The organism is Glaesserella sp., from assembly GCF_041817755.1.
GTDB lineage: Bacteria > Pseudomonadota > Gammaproteobacteria > Enterobacterales > Pasteurellaceae > Glaesserella.
In genome coordinates this window covers 1-15,678 of sequence record NZ_JBGYBX010000031.1, presented here as the reverse complement: position 1 = coordinate 15,678, position 15,678 = coordinate 1, and the positions used below count along the sequence as shown (strand labels likewise).

The window sequence follows — 15,678 nt, the reverse complement described above, 5'->3', positions numbered from 1 at the left end:
TTGCTGCGGTTAAGGTTGTTTTACCGTGGTCAACGTGACCGATAGTACCTACGTTTACGTGGACTTTATCGCCACGATTAAATTGTTCTTTAGCCATTGTAAAGTTTCCTTTGTTGATGAAATCCCGTAGCACGATATGTGCTACGGAGTTTGTAAGTTAAAAATTATTTTTTACGCGCTTCGATAACTGCAGCAGCAACACTTGTTGGAGCTTCAGCATATTTTAACGGTTCCATTGAGTATGATGCACGACCTTGAGTTTGTGAACGTAAGTCCGTTGCATAACCAAACATCTCTGAAAGTGGAACTTCAGCATTGATTTTAACAACGAACTCGTTCGCTTCTTGACCGTTTACCATAGCACGACGACGGCTTAAGTCACCAATTACGTCACCAACATAATCTGGTGGAGTTTCAACTTCTACCTTCATAATTGGCTCAAGTAGAACCGGGTTTGCTTTAGCGAACGCTGCTTTAAACGCTAATGACGCTGCTAATTTGAACGCTAATTCTGATGAGTCAACATCGTGGTATGAACCGAAGTGTAAACGTACACCTAAATCCACTACTGGGTAGCCAGCTAATGGACCAGATTTAAGTTGTTCTTGGATACCTTTATCAACTGCAGGGATATATTCACCAGGGATTACACCACCTTTGATTTCGTTCACGAACTCGTATCCTGGACCTTCTGGATCTAATGGATATAAGTCGATAACAACGTGACCGTACTGACCACGACCACCTGATTGTTTCGCGTGTTTACCTTCAACATCATTAACACGAGTACGGATAGTTTCACGGTAAGATACTTGTGGTTTACCAATGTTTGCTTCCACTTTGAACTCACGTTTCATACGGTCAACGATGATGTCTAAGTGTAACTCACCCATACCTGAAATGATGGTTTCACCTGACTCTTCATCGGTGTGAACACGGAATGAAGGGTCTTCTTGCGCTAAACGACCTAACGCTAAGCCCATTTTTTCTTGGTCGGCTTTTGTTTTCGGCTCTACCGCTACAGAGATTACCGGTTCCGGGAATTCCATACGCTCAAGGATGATTGGCGCTTCGATTGCACATAATGTATCACCCGTACCGACATCTTTTAAGCCGATTGCCGCTGCGATATCGCCCGCACGAACTTCTTTGATTTCGTCACGTTTGTTAGCGTGCATCTGAACGATACGACCTAAACGTTCACGTTTTTGTTTGACTGAGTTGTAAACGGTGTCCCCGGAATTCACCACACCTGAGTACACACGGAAGAAGGTTAAGTTACCTACGAACGGGTCAGTCGCGATTTTAAATGCTAATGAAGAGAATGGTTCATCATCGCTTGCATGACGTTCACCTTCAGTTTCATCTTCATTAATACCTTTGATTGCCGGAATATCCGTTGGTGCCGGTAAGTAGTCAATTACCGCATCAAGCATTGCTTGAACACCTTTATTTTTAAATGCAGAACCACAGCAAACAGGAATTACTTCACCTGCTAATACGCGTTGACGTAATGCGGTTTTGATCTCTTCTTCAGTTAACTCTTCACCTGCAAAGAATTTTTCCATTAATTCTTCTGAAGCTTCCGCAGCCGCTTCAACTAAGTTGCCGCGCCATTCTTCACACGCCGCTAACATATCAGCCGGAACATCTTCATATGTAAATGTCATACCTTGGTCAGCTTCATTCCAGTTGATTGCTTTCATTTTGATAAGATCAACCACACCTTTGAAATTTTCTTCTGAGCCGATTGGAAGTTGGAGCGGAACAGAGTTACCGCCTAAACGGGTTTTGATTTGTTCAACTACGCGTAGGAAGTTTGCACCGGTACGGTCCATTTTGTTAACAAACGCAATACGCGGAACTTCATATTTGTTAGCCTGACGCCATACAGTTTCAGATTGTGGTTGAACGCCACCAACCGCACAGTAAACCATTACCGCACCGTCAAGAACACGCATGGAACGTTCTACTTCGATAGTAAAGTCAACGTGTCCCGGAGTATCGATAACGTTGATACGGTGTTGCGGGTACTGTTTAGACATACCGGACCAAAACGCTGTTGTTGCAGCAGAGGTGATGGTGATACCACGCTCTTGTTCTTGTTCCATCCAGTCCATCGTCGCTGCACCATCGTGTACTTCACCTAATTTGTGACTTACACCTGTATAGAAAAGGATACGCTCTGAGGTAGTTGTTTTACCTGCGTCGATGTGAGCGCTGATACCGATATTACGATAGCGCTCAATGGGAGTTGTACGAGCCATTATTATTACCTTGTTTGAATTCTAATGTAAATTATACGTAATAGGCTTCATCACAAATTTTGAGATGAAGCCTACCAAAATCAAAAGCTTATTACCAACGATAGTGAGCAAACGCTTTGTTAGCTTCAGCCATACGGTGAACGTCTTCACGTTTTTTCACTGCTGAGCCTTTGTTGTCTGCTGCATCTGATAATTCGTTAGCTAAACGAAGCGCCATTGATTTGTCACCGCGCTTACGTGCTGCTTCAACGATCCAGCGCATTGCTAATGCATTACGACGGGTCGGACGGACTTCAACCGGCACTTGGTAAGTCGATCCACCAACACGACGGGATTTCACCTCAACGGTTGGACGCACGTTTTCAAGTGCGATTTCGAATGCTTCCAACGCATCTTTACCGGAACGTTGGGACAATGTTTCTAACGCACCATAAACAATTGATTCTGCGATAGATTTTTTACCATCAACCATTAAAACGTTGATGAATTTTGCAAGTAATTCTGAACCGAACTTCGGATCTGGAAGAATTTTGCGTGGTTCAATACTACGACGACGTGGCATTGCGATTTCTCCGTATTATAAATCTTCAGGATATCCAAAACTCATCTTTTGCGACAAAGCGCCTTTGACTGGAGTTTATGGTTTAAATATTAATTTAGACGTTTGGCCTTACTTAACGGAGATCCATTAAGACTTAGGACGTTTAACGCCGTATTTAGAACGACCTTGTTTACGGTCTTTAACGCCTGCACAGTCAAGTGCACCACGTACAGTGTGATAACGCACACCTGGTAAGTCTTTAACACGACCGCCACGGATTAATACGACACTGTGTTCTTGAAGGTTGTGGCCTTCACCACCGATATAAGAAGTTACTTCAAAACCGTTAGTCAAGCGGATACGACAGACTTTACGTAACGCTGAGTTCGGTTTTTTAGGAGTTGTAGTATATACACGAGTACATACACCACGTTTCTGCGGGCAAGCCTCTAATGCAGGAACGTTGCTTTTTACAACCTTTTTCACACGCGGTTTGCGTACTAGCTGGTTGATAGTTGCCATTAATAAAGCTCCAGTTAAAATAAAAACAATAAAAAAGCCTTTCTATAGACGAAAGGACGGCAAATTCTAGTGTGTTACACATGTAATGTCAAGCCGATTTAAGGTACGACCGCTCGGTTCGATAAATAGCATCATCACAGTGAATTTACTATAATAGGATTTAAAACCGAAACCATCACCCAAAGGAATCGACATGACTCAAACTAAAACCGGCGTATTACTGGCCAATCTCGGCACGCCCGATGAGCCGACGCCTCGAGCCGTCAAACGTTATTTGAAACAATTTTTAAGTGATCCGCGCGTTATCGATCTCCCCAAATGGAAATGGCAATTTATTTTAAATTTTATGGTGTTACCAAAACGGGCACCTAAAGTCGCGGATGCCTATAAAGGGATTTGGACGACAGAAGGCTCGCCGTTACTGTCCATTTCCCGCCGGCAACAAAACGCAGTACAAGCTTATTTTAGCGCACAAGGCGCTAACGTAGCGGTAGAACTCGGTATGAGCTACGGCAATCCGAGTATCGAAAATGCCGTTAACAACCTCATTCAACAAGACGTGAAGAAAATCATCGTACTGCCACTCTATCCGCAATACAGCTCAACCACTACCGCCTCCGTTTTTGATGCCTTTGCCCGCAGCCTGACAGCACATAAAAAGATCGTCCCCTTTGAATTTATTCATAGTTATTATCATGAACCGTTATACATCAAAGCATTGGCTAATTCGATCCACCTGGATAAAGACGAATTGCTGCTTTTCTCTTTTCACGGTATTCCTCAACGTTATGAGGTCGAAGGAGATTTTTATGCGGAACACTGCCGTAAAACGGCACACTTGGTTGCGGAGCAACTGAATCTCAAGGAAACACAATGGCATATCGCTTTCCAATCCCGTTTCGGAAAAGAAGAATGGTTAAAACCGTATACCGATGAAACCTTAATGAATTTACCGAATAAAGGCATTCGAAAAGTTGCCGTCATTTGCCCCGGATTTGCGGCAGATTGCTTGGAAACTTTGGAAGAAATTGCCGAAGAAAACCGTGAAATTTTTGAGCATGCCGGTGGTATCAGCTATCGTTATATACCGGCACTCAATGCACATCCCGATCATATTGCGTTACTCGCTCATCTCATTACACAAAGGCTGTAACCTCGCAAAATCAATTTAACAAGCGCTCGGATCAGCCGATTATTTTGCAAAATATTCGCATGATCCGGCCGCTTGTATCATATTAAGCCATTGATTTTACGACCTCAGTTTCTCCCACAAAAAACGTCCACACAAACATCAAACGTTTGAAAATGTTTCGGATAACGCTTTTTTACCTTTATACTTTGCCGTAAATTGTTATTTCAATCAAACAGGCCGATTCATGAAAAAATCACTGACACTCTTCACCCTCGCGTTATTAAGCGCATGCGCCCGCCCGCCGCAATACCAAAGCACCTTGACGGAAGGTATGGACAACAGTGTTGCACCGCAACACGACTTCTATCGTTATGTCAACGGCAAGTGGATGGAGACGGCGCAAATCCCCGCCGACCGAACATCTTGGGGAACCTTGGCGGAACTCAACGAGTTAAATGAAAAACGCTCGCTGGAATTATTACAAGCGGTCATTTCCGACCCGAAATTTGCAAAAGATGCCAAAGCCCAACGTTTGAAAGCATTGTATGAAAGTTATACCGATCTCGAGTCGCGGGAAAAATTCGGCTTAAGCCCGATTCAAGGCGATTTAGCCAACATCGATCGCATTCAATCCCTTGCCGATTTAACGCAATATTTGATTGATGAAACCAAACAAGGCAACGAAATGTTATTCGGTTGGTCAGTGTTTGCCCACTTGAAAAACTCGCGCCAAAATGCGGTCTATTTCAGTAACGACGAGCTCGGCTTAAGCAACGATTACTATCAAAAAGACACCCCTGAAAACCGTAAAACGTTGCGGCTTTATCAAGGCTATGTGGCACAAATGCTCACGTTTGCCGGCGTGAAAAATCCGACGCGGAAAGCCAAAGCCATTGTCGATTACGAAAAAGCGATTGCCGCCACGCTCTTTACCAATGAACAACGCCGAGATATCCAAAAACGTTATAATCCTTTTTCCATCAATGAATTAGCGCAAGCGAGCAAACACATCAATCTGGCGGATTATCTCCGCGCGGTCGGTGTGAATACCGATGAGGTGATGGTATGGGAGCCGAATTATCTCAAACAGTTCGACAACCTGATCAACCCGCAGCGCTTAGAGGTAATCAAAGATTATTTACGCTTTAAAACCGTTTCCAATGCCTCGACGTATCTTAATAAAGCATTGGATGACGCGAATTTTGCATTCTACGGGCAAAAATTGGTCGGACAAAAACAACAACGTCCGCTCGATAAACGTGCATTACGTTTAATCAACAATCAAATCGGGCAAGAGTTCGCCCAATTTTATGTGGACAAATTCTTCCCTGCTTCGGCAAAACAAGACTTGCTTGACATGGCAAATTATCTGGTTAAAGCCTATCACCACCGCATTGATAACTTAAGTTGGATGTCGGCGGAAACCAAAGCCAAAGCGAAAGTAAAATTGGATAAATTTATCGTCGAAGTCGGTTACCCGAACAAATGGAAAGACTACAGTCAATTAACCCTGAAAACAGCGTTGCAAGGCGGTTCGCTCTACGCCAATTTAAAAGCCGTCGCTCAATGGAATTATCAAGATGCGCTCGGCAAAATCGGCAAACCGGTCGATTTAAACGAATGGGGCATGTTGCCGCAAGTGGTCAATGCGTCATACAGTCCGCTGATGAACCGTATTGTATTCCCTGCAGGTATTTTGCAAGCCCCGCTTTACGATATTCATGCGGATCCCGCCGTCAATTTCGGTGCGATCGGAGCAATTATCGGTCATGAAATTACTCACGGCTTTGACGACAGCGGGTCGAAATTCGACGGTGACGGCAATTTAAAAGAGTGGTGGACGGCGGATGACCGCAAGAAATTCGAAGCTCTTGCCGATCAGCTTGTCGCACAGTTTGACAAGTTTGAAGTGGCGCCGAATGTCTTTGTTAACGGACGCTTCACCCTTGGCGAAAATATCGCCGATCTCGGCGGATTAAGTATTGCCTATGACGCATTGAAATTGTATGAAAAAGATCACGGTGTCGCCCCGACAATCGATAATCTCACTCCCGATCAACGTTTCTTTATGAGCTGGACGCGTTCATGGCGAAATAAAGCGACGGTGCAGGCGTTGACTCACCAAGTAAAAAGCGACCCGCACGCGCCGGGGCAATATCGTGCCTTCGCGCCGGTACTGAATATTTCAGGCTTCCACAACGCATTCAAAACCAAACAAGGTGATGCGATGTATCGCCCAATCAATGAACGGATTCAAATTTGGTAAGCATAAAATAACAAGCGGTGTGATTTTGCAAAATATTGACGAAATCACACCGCTTGTTGGTCTTCAATTATGCCGATTGCGGTTTACCCAGTTTATTTCCGATTAAAAACGCCACCAAGCCAATCACCAAAGAAGGCACGATGGCATGGAAACTGAACAGTTTAATGCCGAACGCCGTCATCACGACATAGCTGGTCAAACCGCCGACCATGGACGAAATCGCGCCCGCTGCATTTGCATTTTTCCAATAAAGCCCCAACACGAGCACCCACAGAAAAGTCGCTTCCAACCCGCCTAGTGAAAGCAAGTTCAGCCAAATTAACATCTCCGGCGGATCCATTGCGGCAATAACCACCAGCACGGTAATCACTAATGTGGTGACAGTGGAAAAAAACTTAATCCGTTGTTCGTCGGCAATCGCTTTCGGACGAACGGCAAGGTATAAGTCTTTAATCAAAGTGGAAGAAGATTGAATCAGCAAGGAGTCAATCGACGACATAATCGCCGCCATCGGCGCCGCCAAGAAGATTCCCGCCACAATCGGCGGAAGCACTTGCAACATTAACGTCGGAATCACTTGATCCGCAACTTTTAAATCGGGAATCAACGCCCTTCCCAGCGTACCGGCAAGGTGCATACCGAACATCAACACGGCAACAACGATGGTACCGATCACTACAGCACGGTGCAAGGCTTTACTGTCTTTATACGCCATGCTTCTGACCGCCAAATGCGGTAAACCGATCAAGCCGAAGCAAACCAACACCCAAAATGACGCCATAAAGGTAAAATCAAGCGGACGTTCATCAATGCCGTAAGGCTCGATTAATTGCGGGTTAATGGCTTCCAAACGGTTAACGGCATTTTCCACACCGCCGACGGCATAAATCACGCCGCCCAACAGCAGCAAGGTTCCGATCACCATCACCATGCCTTGGATCGTGTCCGTCAATACCACCGCGCGGAAACCGCCGATAAAGGTGTAAATACCGACCGTAAAGGCAAAAATCAACACAGACGAGCCGTAAGAAATCCCTAATGTGGTTTCCAATAAACGTCCTGCACCGATAAATTGCACCATCATCATCGCAAAAAACGAAATCAACAAGGCAAAGCTTGACAGCCAAACAACTAACGGGCTTTTATAACGGGCAAACAACATATCGTTGACGGTGACACTGTTTGTTTGCCGTGCAATGATGGCAAATTTTTTGCCTAAAACGCCGAGGGTCAGTAACACGGCGGGCACTTGAATCATCGCCAACAAAACCCAGCCCAAACCGTATTTATAGGCGGCGCCCGGTCCGCCGATAAAACTGCTTGCGCCTACGTAGGTTGCCGCGGTTGTCATCGCCAATACAAAGCCGGACATCGAGCGACCACCGACATAATATTCCGATAAAAACGAGCCGCGTTGACGTTGACGGTACGCATAAAATGCTACACCGAATACAAAGACAAGGTAAGCGACCAGCGGAATTAACATTTCAGCGTTCATCTTTACCTCCGTCCAAATCCACCTCTTGATAAATCAGTTTTACCACCACGCTAATCAACAACGTAAAAAGCAGCGGAAAATAAATACAACTTAATTCAAACCAAATCGGGAAACCTAAAAAACCGCGTCCCGTCGGTGAAAAATAGGCAAATCCAATCCAACCAGCCAGATAAATCAGCGTCAACCACAGTGCCCAACGCACTTCTCGGATAATCTGTTTTGAATTCATCACGGATACTCCCTTAAAAGAAAACCTCGCAAGGGCGAGGTTGTACTTAATACTGCCATTCGTCAGGATTGATCCCCATCTCGCGCATTTTTTCTTTGGCGCTTTCTGGAATCTCATCACTGCGTTCCTTCATTAAATCATCATCCGTCGGTAACGGCTGCCCGGTAAACGCATGTAAGAACGCTTCGCAAAGCAATTCACTGTTTGTCGCATGGCGCAGATTACGAATTTGGCGTCGCGTCCGTTCATTGGTCAAAATTTCCAATACTTTAATCGGAATGGACACCGTAATCTTTTTTACTTGTTCGCTTTTTTTACCATGTTCAGCATAAGGGCTGATATATTCACCGTTCCAGTCTGCCATGTTGAATCCCGTCAGAAAAATTTTGCCATAGTGTAATCAAAAACAAGCCGTCTCGCAATCTAGACGGCTGGATTTCCGACATCCCTTTGCCGAGCGTTTGGTGCGGAACACGATTCATCATACCTTTACAAGCGGTGCGATTTTGCAAAAAATTTGCAAGATCGCACCGCTTGTTTTTCTTTCGCTAAAAGCTTTCGCTAATATGATCAATCTATGTTAGTATCCGTTTCAATATCGTCAGTCAAATGATTTCTAATCGAATTGCATTTACCTTCCGCCCGTTATTATCAACAATAACTACATTCTTATAATAATCAAAAAGAGAAATCACTATGAAACAAGATCCGAATTATCAACAAGAACTCGAAAAATACGACAACCCCGTACCGAGTCGGGAATTTATTCTCCAAACCATCCGCGATTACAATGCCCCGATGAGCAAAGAAGAGCTGCTGGATACCTTCCGCATTGACGATGAAGCACGCCAAGAAGCATTGCGCCGTCGTTTACGCGCGATGGAAAACGACGGACAGTTGGTTTTCACCAAACGCCGTCGTTATGCGTTACCGGAAAAAATGGACTTAATCAGAGGAACCGTCATCGGACACCGTGACGGCTACGGCTTTTTGGAAGTCGACGGCGATAAGGACGATTGGTTTATTCCTAACGCCCAAATGTTACGGGTCATGCACGGCGATTTCGTGTTAGCGCAACCGAACGGCACCGATCGCCGCGGACGTAAAGAAGTGCGGATTGTGCGGGTGTTGGAAGCCCGTAAAAAACACATTGTCGGTCGCTTTTTTACCGAATCGGGGATCTGCTATGTGGTGCCGGACGACAGCCGTATTAATCAGGACATTTTAATCCCCGAAGAACACCGGCTCGGTGCCCGTATGGGACAAGTCGTCGTGGTCGAACTGCAACCCCGTAAAGCCGATTTCAAACGTCCGGTCGGTTTTATTACCGAAATCCTCGGCGATAATCTGGCGCCGGGCATGGAAATCGAAATTGCCATACGCAATCACGATATTCCGCATATTTGGTCCGAAGGCGTGGAAAAACAGATCCGCCAATTCAGTGAAGAGGTGCCGGAAGAAGCCAAATCGGGACGGGTGGATTTACGCGATTTGCCGTTGGTCACCATTGACGGCGAAGATGCACGCGATTTTGACGACGCAGTATTTTGTCGCCGTGAAAAAAGCGGTTGGCGTCTGTGGGTTGCGATTGCCGACGTGAGCTATTACGTCCGCCCGAAAACGGCATTGGATATCGAAGCCCATCAACGGGGCAATTCCGTTTACTTTCCGAATCGGGTCATTCCGATGTTGCCGGAAGTCTTATCCAACGGCTTATGTTCGCTGAATCCGCAGGTTGATCGCCTCTGTTTAGTGGCGGAAATGACCGTTTCCGCCACCGGTAAACTCACCGGTTACCAATTTTATCAAGCCGTGATGAATTCCCATGCCCGCTTAACCTACACCAAAGTGTGGAACATTTTAAACGGCGATGAAGCCCTGCGTGAACGCTACGCCGCTTTAGTGCCGCATTTGGAAGAATTGCACGCCATGTATAAGGTGTTACTCAATGCCCGTCATAAGCGCGGAGCGATTGAGTTTGAAACCGTTGAAAACCAATTTGTCTTCAATCCGCAAGGTCGGATCGAACGTATTGAACCGATCATCCGTAATGATGCACACAAAATCATTGAAGAGTGCATGATCCTCGCCAATATTTCCGCCGCCCGTTTGGTGGAAGAGGCCGAAGAGCCGGCGTTATACCGTATTCACGCTAAACCGAGTGAAGAAAAACTCAATTCCTTCCGTGCTTTCTTGAGCGAATGCGGTTTATCACTGGACGGCGGGTTAACGCCGTCTCCGAAAGATTATGCCAAATTACTCGAAGCCGTCAGTGAGCGCCCGGATCATGAATTGATTCAAACCTTGCTGCTCCGCTCCCTGAAACAAGCGGTCTATTCTCCGGCAAACGAAGGGCATTTCGGATTGGCATTGGGCGAATATGCACACTTTACCTCGCCGATTCGCCGCTATCCGGATTTGTTACTCCACCGTTCAATCAAATATTTGTTGGATAAGAAAAAAGGCAAAAACCGCATTTATACCGACGACGGCGGGTATCACTACTCATTGGATGAAATGGTTTACTTGGGCGAAAAATGTTCCGCCACGGAACGTCGGGCCGATGAAGCCACGCGGGAAGTGGCGGATTGGCTGAAATGCGAATATATGCAAGACCATATCGGTGAAGAATTTGACGGTGTTATTACCAGCGTTACCGGCTTCGGCTTGTTCGTTAAACTCAATGAATTACTGATTGACGGGCTCGTACACATCTCAACGCTCGACAATGATTACTACCACTACGACGGCGACCGCCAACGTCTCTCGGGCGGCAGCGGTGTTATGTACCGTTTGGGCGATCCGGTCAGAGTTAAAGTGATCAGCGTAAATTTGGACGATAAAAAAATCGATTTTGAACTTGTCGGTAGCCTGCGCAAACCAAAGAGCGAAGGGAAAACCGCCAAACAGCGGATGAAAAAAGCGGCGGAGCCGATCTTTAAAGAACCCGGTACCGCAAAAGCGGTAAAGAAAAAAACCGAGAAAAACGCCACGAAGCCGAAGAAAAAAAGTTCGACGACAAAGGCAAAAAAACGCTGACAAGCGGTCAGTTTTTCAACGAAATTTACAAAACTGCGTCCCTTTGCTTGTCTTGACGAAAACGAATGGGTAAACTTAGGTCGCTTTTTTAACACTCATCAGGAGTTTTTACTATGAAAAAATTAGCTTTAGTGACACTTGCAGGACTCGTTTCTACGACAGCCTTTGCCGCACCGGTCGGTGAAACCTTTACCGGTATCGGCGTCGGTGTCGATGTCACCACCGTTAAATACAAAAGCGGCAGCTTAAACGGCAAACAAGCGACGGGGGTCAACTTGATTGTTGACTACGGTATGGATTACGGTAACAATTTTGTGGGTATCGTTGAAGGTAAAGCAAAAATCGGTAGTTCAAAAATCTTTAATGACGTTCGTCAAAAAACCTTATTCAGCGTAGGTTATGAACAAGGTTACCGTGTTTTGCCTGATTTACTTCCTTACGTGAAAGTGAACTATGCGGTAAGTAAAGTCGGTGATATCGGTAGTTTCAAAGGCTTCGGTTACGGTCTCGGTGCGAAATACGCCGTATCAAACGATATTGAAATCGGTGCGGAATATTTAAGAAGCAACTTAAAACATAACGGCACTAAATTGAAAGGTAATGCATTCGGCTTAAGCGCGGCATACCGTTTCTAATTTATGTGAAAAAGACAAAAAGCATAATGGGTTCGCCATTATGCTTTTTTATTTCTGCCGAAAATCATCTAACGAAGACGATTCCCATCATTACGCTTCGATTCCTTCAAACAATAACGTACTTAAATAACGTTCCGACGCAGAAGGTAACACAGCAACGATCACTTTATCGGCAAATTCAGGTAATTTAGCGATACGATCGGCGGCGGCAACCGCGGCACCGGATGAAATACCGACTAAAATGCCTTCTTCCGCCAACACGCGACGGGCCGTTGCAATCGCGGTTTCACTGTCAACCTGCTCGACACGATCCACCAAGCTTAAATCCAAGTTTTTCGGAATAAAACCTGCGCCGATGCCTTGAATTTTATGCGGACCCGGTTTCACTTCTTCGCCGTTTAACGTTTGAGTGATGACCGGGGATTCTTTCGGCTCCACCGCAACACTGATAATGTTTTTCCCTTTGGTATTTTTGATATAACGGCTTACACCGGTAATCGTACCGCCCGTTCCTACACCGGCAACGAAAACATCGATATGACCGTCGGTCGCCTCCCAAATTTCAGGGCCGGTCGTTTGCTCGTGGATCGCCGGGTTAGCTGGGTTTTCAAACTGTTTCAGCATCACATAACGGTTCGGATCACTGGCAACGATTTCATCCGCTTTGGCAATTGCGCCTTTCATGCCTTTTGCCCCTTCGGTTAACACCAAGGTGGCGCCTAACCCGCGTAGCAAACGACGGCGCTCGATACTCATGGTTTCCGGCATGGTTAAGGTTAATTTATAGCCGCGCGCTGCCGCAACATAAGCCAATGCAATACCGGTATTACCGCTGGTGGCATCCACGATTTCTTTATCCTTTGTGAGGATACCGTCTTTCTCCGCCTGCCATACCATATTGGCACCGATTCGGCATTTCACGCTAAAACTCGGGTTACGGGCTTCGACTTTGACTAATAAATTGCCGTTTTGACCAAAGTTTTTTAAACGAACAAGCGGTGTGTTACCAATGGTTTCAGAATTGTCTGCATAGATAGTCATGGGGTTGTCCTTTTAATCAAGTGATTGAAAATCGAACCGAAGCATAACGCGAATTCGGCAAATGTTAAGGATAGGAAAGTCATTTGATATAACCAAAGCGCATATACAAGCGGTGCAATTTGGTAAATATTTTGCAAAAACAGACCGCTTGCAAGCCGATGACATTCAGGTATAGTAAGCATTTTTCTAACGAGGGAGACAATATGAGACATTCAAGTTCATCTAACAGTATCATTCATAAACTGATTGCCGTAATTGTCGTTATCGGCGTGGCGGTAGTCACTTGGTTAAATAATGAAAAAAAATCCAAACCGACCCCCTCCGCACAACCGACACATCAAACCGAAGCGACGGTCACGCCGCTACCGAATGATCTCGGCCATTACGACACCGTGATGTCAAAAGACAAATTAGGTCAAAATCGCGTATCGGTCGACTATTATATGCTTTCACTGTCTTGGTCACCGAGTTTCTGTGAAAACCAAAAAACCAAGAATAACGGAAAAATTCCCGAGCACCTTGCCTTTCAATGTAATCAGGCGGCACAACTCGGTTGGGTCATTCACGGTTTATGGCCGCAAAATGCCAAAGCACAATCCGCCGCCGACCATCCGCGCTTCTGCCGAGGCGATTTACCGCCGTTACCTGAAACGTTAATTAAACAATATATGCCGGAATCGCCGGGGGCGAGTCTGCTGCAAGGGCAATGGGAAAAGCACGGCGCTTGTGCGTTCGACACAGCCGAAGCGTATTTCGAAAAACAGAAAGCATTATTTAAAAGCCTGAATTTACCGGGGCAAGAATTGTCACGCAAAGAGCTTTTCACATGGATGAAAAAATACAACCCGCAGCTTAAAAATGCCTATTTAAAAGCCGGGCAAAATGAACTGTATATTTGTTACGATAAACAATGGAAGGTGATCAACTGCCCGAGATAATGAATATGCTGCGTCAGCTGAAAATGCAGGTTCAACGTCAATTAACGCGCGATTTGGACAAAGCTAATCAATATTTTAATACAACCTTTACGCCGCCGACGATCCATTATAACGTTCGAGGCGTAAAAGCGGGTGTCGCCTATTTAACGCAAAATGAAATCCGCTTAAATCCCGTTTTACTGCAAGAAAACGGTGCCGAGTTCGTCCGACAAGTGGTACCACACGAGTTAGCGCACCTTGTGGTTTACCAACAATTCGGACGGGTTCCGCCGCACGGTAAAGAGTGGAAGATGGTGATGGAGCGTGTGTTTGGCGTACCAGCCGACACCTATCATTGTTTTGATACGGCAAATGTGGTCGGCAAACAATTTTCCTACCGCTGCCATTGCCAAACCCACCAACTATCCGTTCGTCGTCATCATGCCATTATGCAAAACAAATGTGCTTATCTTTGCAAAAAATGTAAAACTCCACTGATTTTTCAAAATACATAACATAAATTTATCCGAAAGAATAAATTATAGTTTTAATGCTAATTATTATTAATTAAAATACATCCGATTTTTTTAGATTTTTTCGGATATTTTTTGTGTTTATTATTAAACAGGCAAGTTTTGCCATTCCAAATCGTACGCTGTTACAGCCGATTTCGGTGCAATTTGAACAAGGAAAAGTGTATGGATTGATCGGGCATAACGGCTCAGGCAAATCCACTTTAATCAAATTGCTTGCCAAACAGCAACCGCTTTCATCGGGTGAAATTCTTTTTGATAACCAACCGCTTGACGCTTGGTCAAACCGTGAGTTTGCCAAACGAGTCGCTTATCTTCCGCAACATCTTCCGCAAGCAACCAACTTAACCGCAAAAGAGCTAATTGCAATGGGGCGTTATGCGTGGAACGGGCTTTTTGGTCGTCAAACGGCTCAAGACAAGCAGGCGATTGAGCGTGCTTTAGCTCTGACACATACCGAAAAATTTGCCGATCAGCTAGTCGATGTACTCTCGGGTGGCGAGCGTTCTCGCATTTGGCTGGCAATGTTGCTGGCACAACAAAGTCAATTTCTCTTGTTAGACGAACCTTTGGCAGCGTTAGATATTGCTCATCAAGTGGAAGTGATGGAACTGATCCGGCAACTGAGCCGAGAGCTGAACTTAGGCGTGATTATTGTGATCCACGACATCAATCTGGCTTCTCGTTACTGCGATCATCTTGTCGCTCTACACAGTGGCAAGCTACTTGCTGAAGGCAATTCTCAACAAATTATCAATACCCCGTCTTTAAAGGCGATTTATGGGATTGAGCTGAATGTGATCAACCACCCTGAAACGGGCAGACCTGTGAGTTTTTATTAAGATGATTAATTTACGTTCTATCTTTGAAAAACTTATTGGGTTTATTCAATTCTGCCAAATCCCCCGCTCCCCTCGAGGCTCAAAGAGGGGAACTGGTTCCAATGACATTTTTAAGATCGAAGTTCTTCCAAATGATCTTTATTTTTCAAATAAACGTTTAATTCTCTTCGATCTGATCCCCCTCTTTAGCAAAGAGGGGTTAGGGGAGATTTGGCA

At 45.3% G+C, this 15,678-nt stretch carries 17 protein-coding genes; 8 read left to right on the top strand and 9 right to left on the bottom strand.

Annotated elements, in window-relative coordinates; all coding sequences use genetic code 11:
- The 4 genes from ACEYKX_RS03860 to rpsL form a co-directional block, all read right to left on the bottom strand.
- On the bottom strand, positions 1–97 hold a 97-nt coding region (locus ACEYKX_RS03860), incomplete at its 3' end, for a GTP-binding protein (protein ID WP_261551017.1).
- 67 nt (positions 98–164) lie between these two features.
- Positions 165–2,267: an elongation factor G gene (fusA, locus tag ACEYKX_RS03855; protein ID WP_373768097.1), complete on the bottom strand. Its 2,103-nt coding sequence runs from the start codon at positions 2,265–2,267 to the stop codon at positions 165–167.
- Positions 2,268–2,358: 91 nt separating this feature from the next.
- A complete protein-coding gene (gene rpsG / locus ACEYKX_RS03850; protein WP_373768096.1) occupies positions 2,359–2,829 on the bottom strand; it encodes a 30S ribosomal protein S7 in 471 nt (156 codons plus the stop codon).
- Positions 2,830–2,955: 126 nt separating this feature from the next.
- The gene (gene rpsL / locus ACEYKX_RS03845; protein ID WP_005708967.1) at positions 2,956–3,330 is read right to left on the bottom strand and encodes a 30S ribosomal protein S12; all 375 of its coding nucleotides are present in this window, start codon (positions 3,328–3,330) and stop codon (positions 2,956–2,958) included.
- Between the two features lie 193 nt (positions 3,331–3,523).
- Here rpsL and hemH point away from each other — a divergent pair, with 193 nt between their 5' ends.
- Together hemH and ACEYKX_RS03835 are read left to right on the top strand one after the other, a co-directional pair.
- The gene (hemH, locus tag ACEYKX_RS03840; RefSeq protein ID WP_373768095.1) at positions 3,524–4,483 is read left to right on the top strand and encodes a ferrochelatase; all 960 of its coding nucleotides are present in this window, start codon (positions 3,524–3,526) and stop codon (positions 4,481–4,483) included.
- A gap of 223 nt (positions 4,484–4,706) precedes the next feature.
- Positions 4,707–6,728 carry a M13 family metallopeptidase gene (locus ACEYKX_RS03835; RefSeq protein WP_373768094.1) on the top strand — a complete coding sequence of 674 codons (2,022 nt, stop codon included), beginning with the start codon at positions 4,707–4,709 and terminating at the stop codon, positions 6,726–6,728.
- A 67-nt stretch (positions 6,729–6,795) separates the two neighbouring features.
- Here ACEYKX_RS03835 and panF read toward each other — a convergent pair whose 3' ends face one another.
- Genes panF through ACEYKX_RS03815 form a run of 4 tightly spaced genes read right to left on the bottom strand, consistent with a single transcriptional unit; the run spans position 6,796 to position 8,940 of the window.
- Complete coding sequence (gene panF / locus ACEYKX_RS03830; RefSeq protein WP_373768093.1) at positions 6,796–8,226, bottom strand: sodium/pantothenate symporter; 1,431 nt, start codon at positions 8,224–8,226, stop codon at positions 6,796–6,798.
- Positions 8,216–8,455 (bottom strand): YhdT family protein, encoded by a 240-nt coding sequence (locus tag ACEYKX_RS03825; protein ID WP_373768092.1) that lies wholly within the window; start codon positions 8,453–8,455, stop codon positions 8,216–8,218. Before ACEYKX_RS03825 ends, panF begins: the two co-directional genes overlap by 11 nt.
- Before the next feature lie 46 nt (positions 8,456–8,501).
- Complete coding sequence (gene metJ, locus ACEYKX_RS03820) at positions 8,502–8,819, bottom strand: met regulon transcriptional regulator MetJ (protein ID WP_373768091.1); 318 nt, start codon at positions 8,817–8,819, stop codon at positions 8,502–8,504.
- Positions 8,800–8,940 (bottom strand): hypothetical protein, encoded by a 141-nt coding sequence (locus ACEYKX_RS03815; protein WP_373768090.1) that lies wholly within the window; start codon positions 8,938–8,940, stop codon positions 8,800–8,802. Before ACEYKX_RS03815 ends, metJ begins: the two co-directional genes overlap by 20 nt.
- A 211-nt stretch (positions 8,941–9,151) precedes the next feature.
- Between ACEYKX_RS03815 and rnr the strand changes: the two genes are divergently transcribed.
- Together rnr and ACEYKX_RS03805 are read left to right on the top strand one after the other, a co-directional pair.
- Entirely contained in the window at positions 9,152–11,494 is a 2,343-nt protein-coding gene (rnr, locus tag ACEYKX_RS03810) for a ribonuclease R (protein WP_373768089.1), read from the top strand.
- A gap of 113 nt (positions 11,495–11,607) precedes the next feature.
- Complete coding sequence (locus ACEYKX_RS03805) at positions 11,608–12,129, top strand: porin family protein (protein WP_373768088.1); 522 nt, start codon at positions 11,608–11,610, stop codon at positions 12,127–12,129.
- A 90-nt stretch (positions 12,130–12,219) separates the two neighbouring features.
- On the opposite strand, the gene cysK is transcribed toward ACEYKX_RS03805, so the two are convergent.
- A complete protein-coding gene (gene cysK / locus ACEYKX_RS03800; protein ID WP_373768087.1) occupies positions 12,220–13,170 on the bottom strand; it encodes a cysteine synthase A in 951 nt (316 codons plus the stop codon).
- A gap of 203 nt (positions 13,171–13,373) precedes the next feature.
- On the opposite strand from cysK, the gene ACEYKX_RS03795 reads away from it, so the two are divergent.
- From ACEYKX_RS03795 to ACEYKX_RS03780, 4 genes are all read left to right on the top strand, one after another.
- Complete coding sequence (locus ACEYKX_RS03795) at positions 13,374–14,108, top strand: ribonuclease (protein WP_373768086.1); 735 nt, start codon at positions 13,374–13,376, stop codon at positions 14,106–14,108.
- Entirely contained in the window at positions 14,081–14,602 is a 522-nt protein-coding gene (locus tag ACEYKX_RS03790; RefSeq protein ID WP_373768085.1) for a SprT family zinc-dependent metalloprotease, read from the top strand. The genes ACEYKX_RS03795 and ACEYKX_RS03790 overlap by 28 nt, the downstream gene beginning before the upstream one ends.
- A gap of 95 nt (positions 14,603–14,697) precedes the next feature.
- The gene (locus tag ACEYKX_RS03785; RefSeq protein WP_373768084.1) at positions 14,698–15,462 is read left to right on the top strand and encodes an ABC transporter ATP-binding protein; all 765 of its coding nucleotides are present in this window, start codon (positions 14,698–14,700) and stop codon (positions 15,460–15,462) included.
- Between the two features lies 1 nt (position 15,463).
- Positions 15,464–15,678, top strand: a 215-nt coding sequence (locus tag ACEYKX_RS03780; protein WP_373780505.1) for a hypothetical protein, incomplete at its 3' end; no start/stop codon positions are given.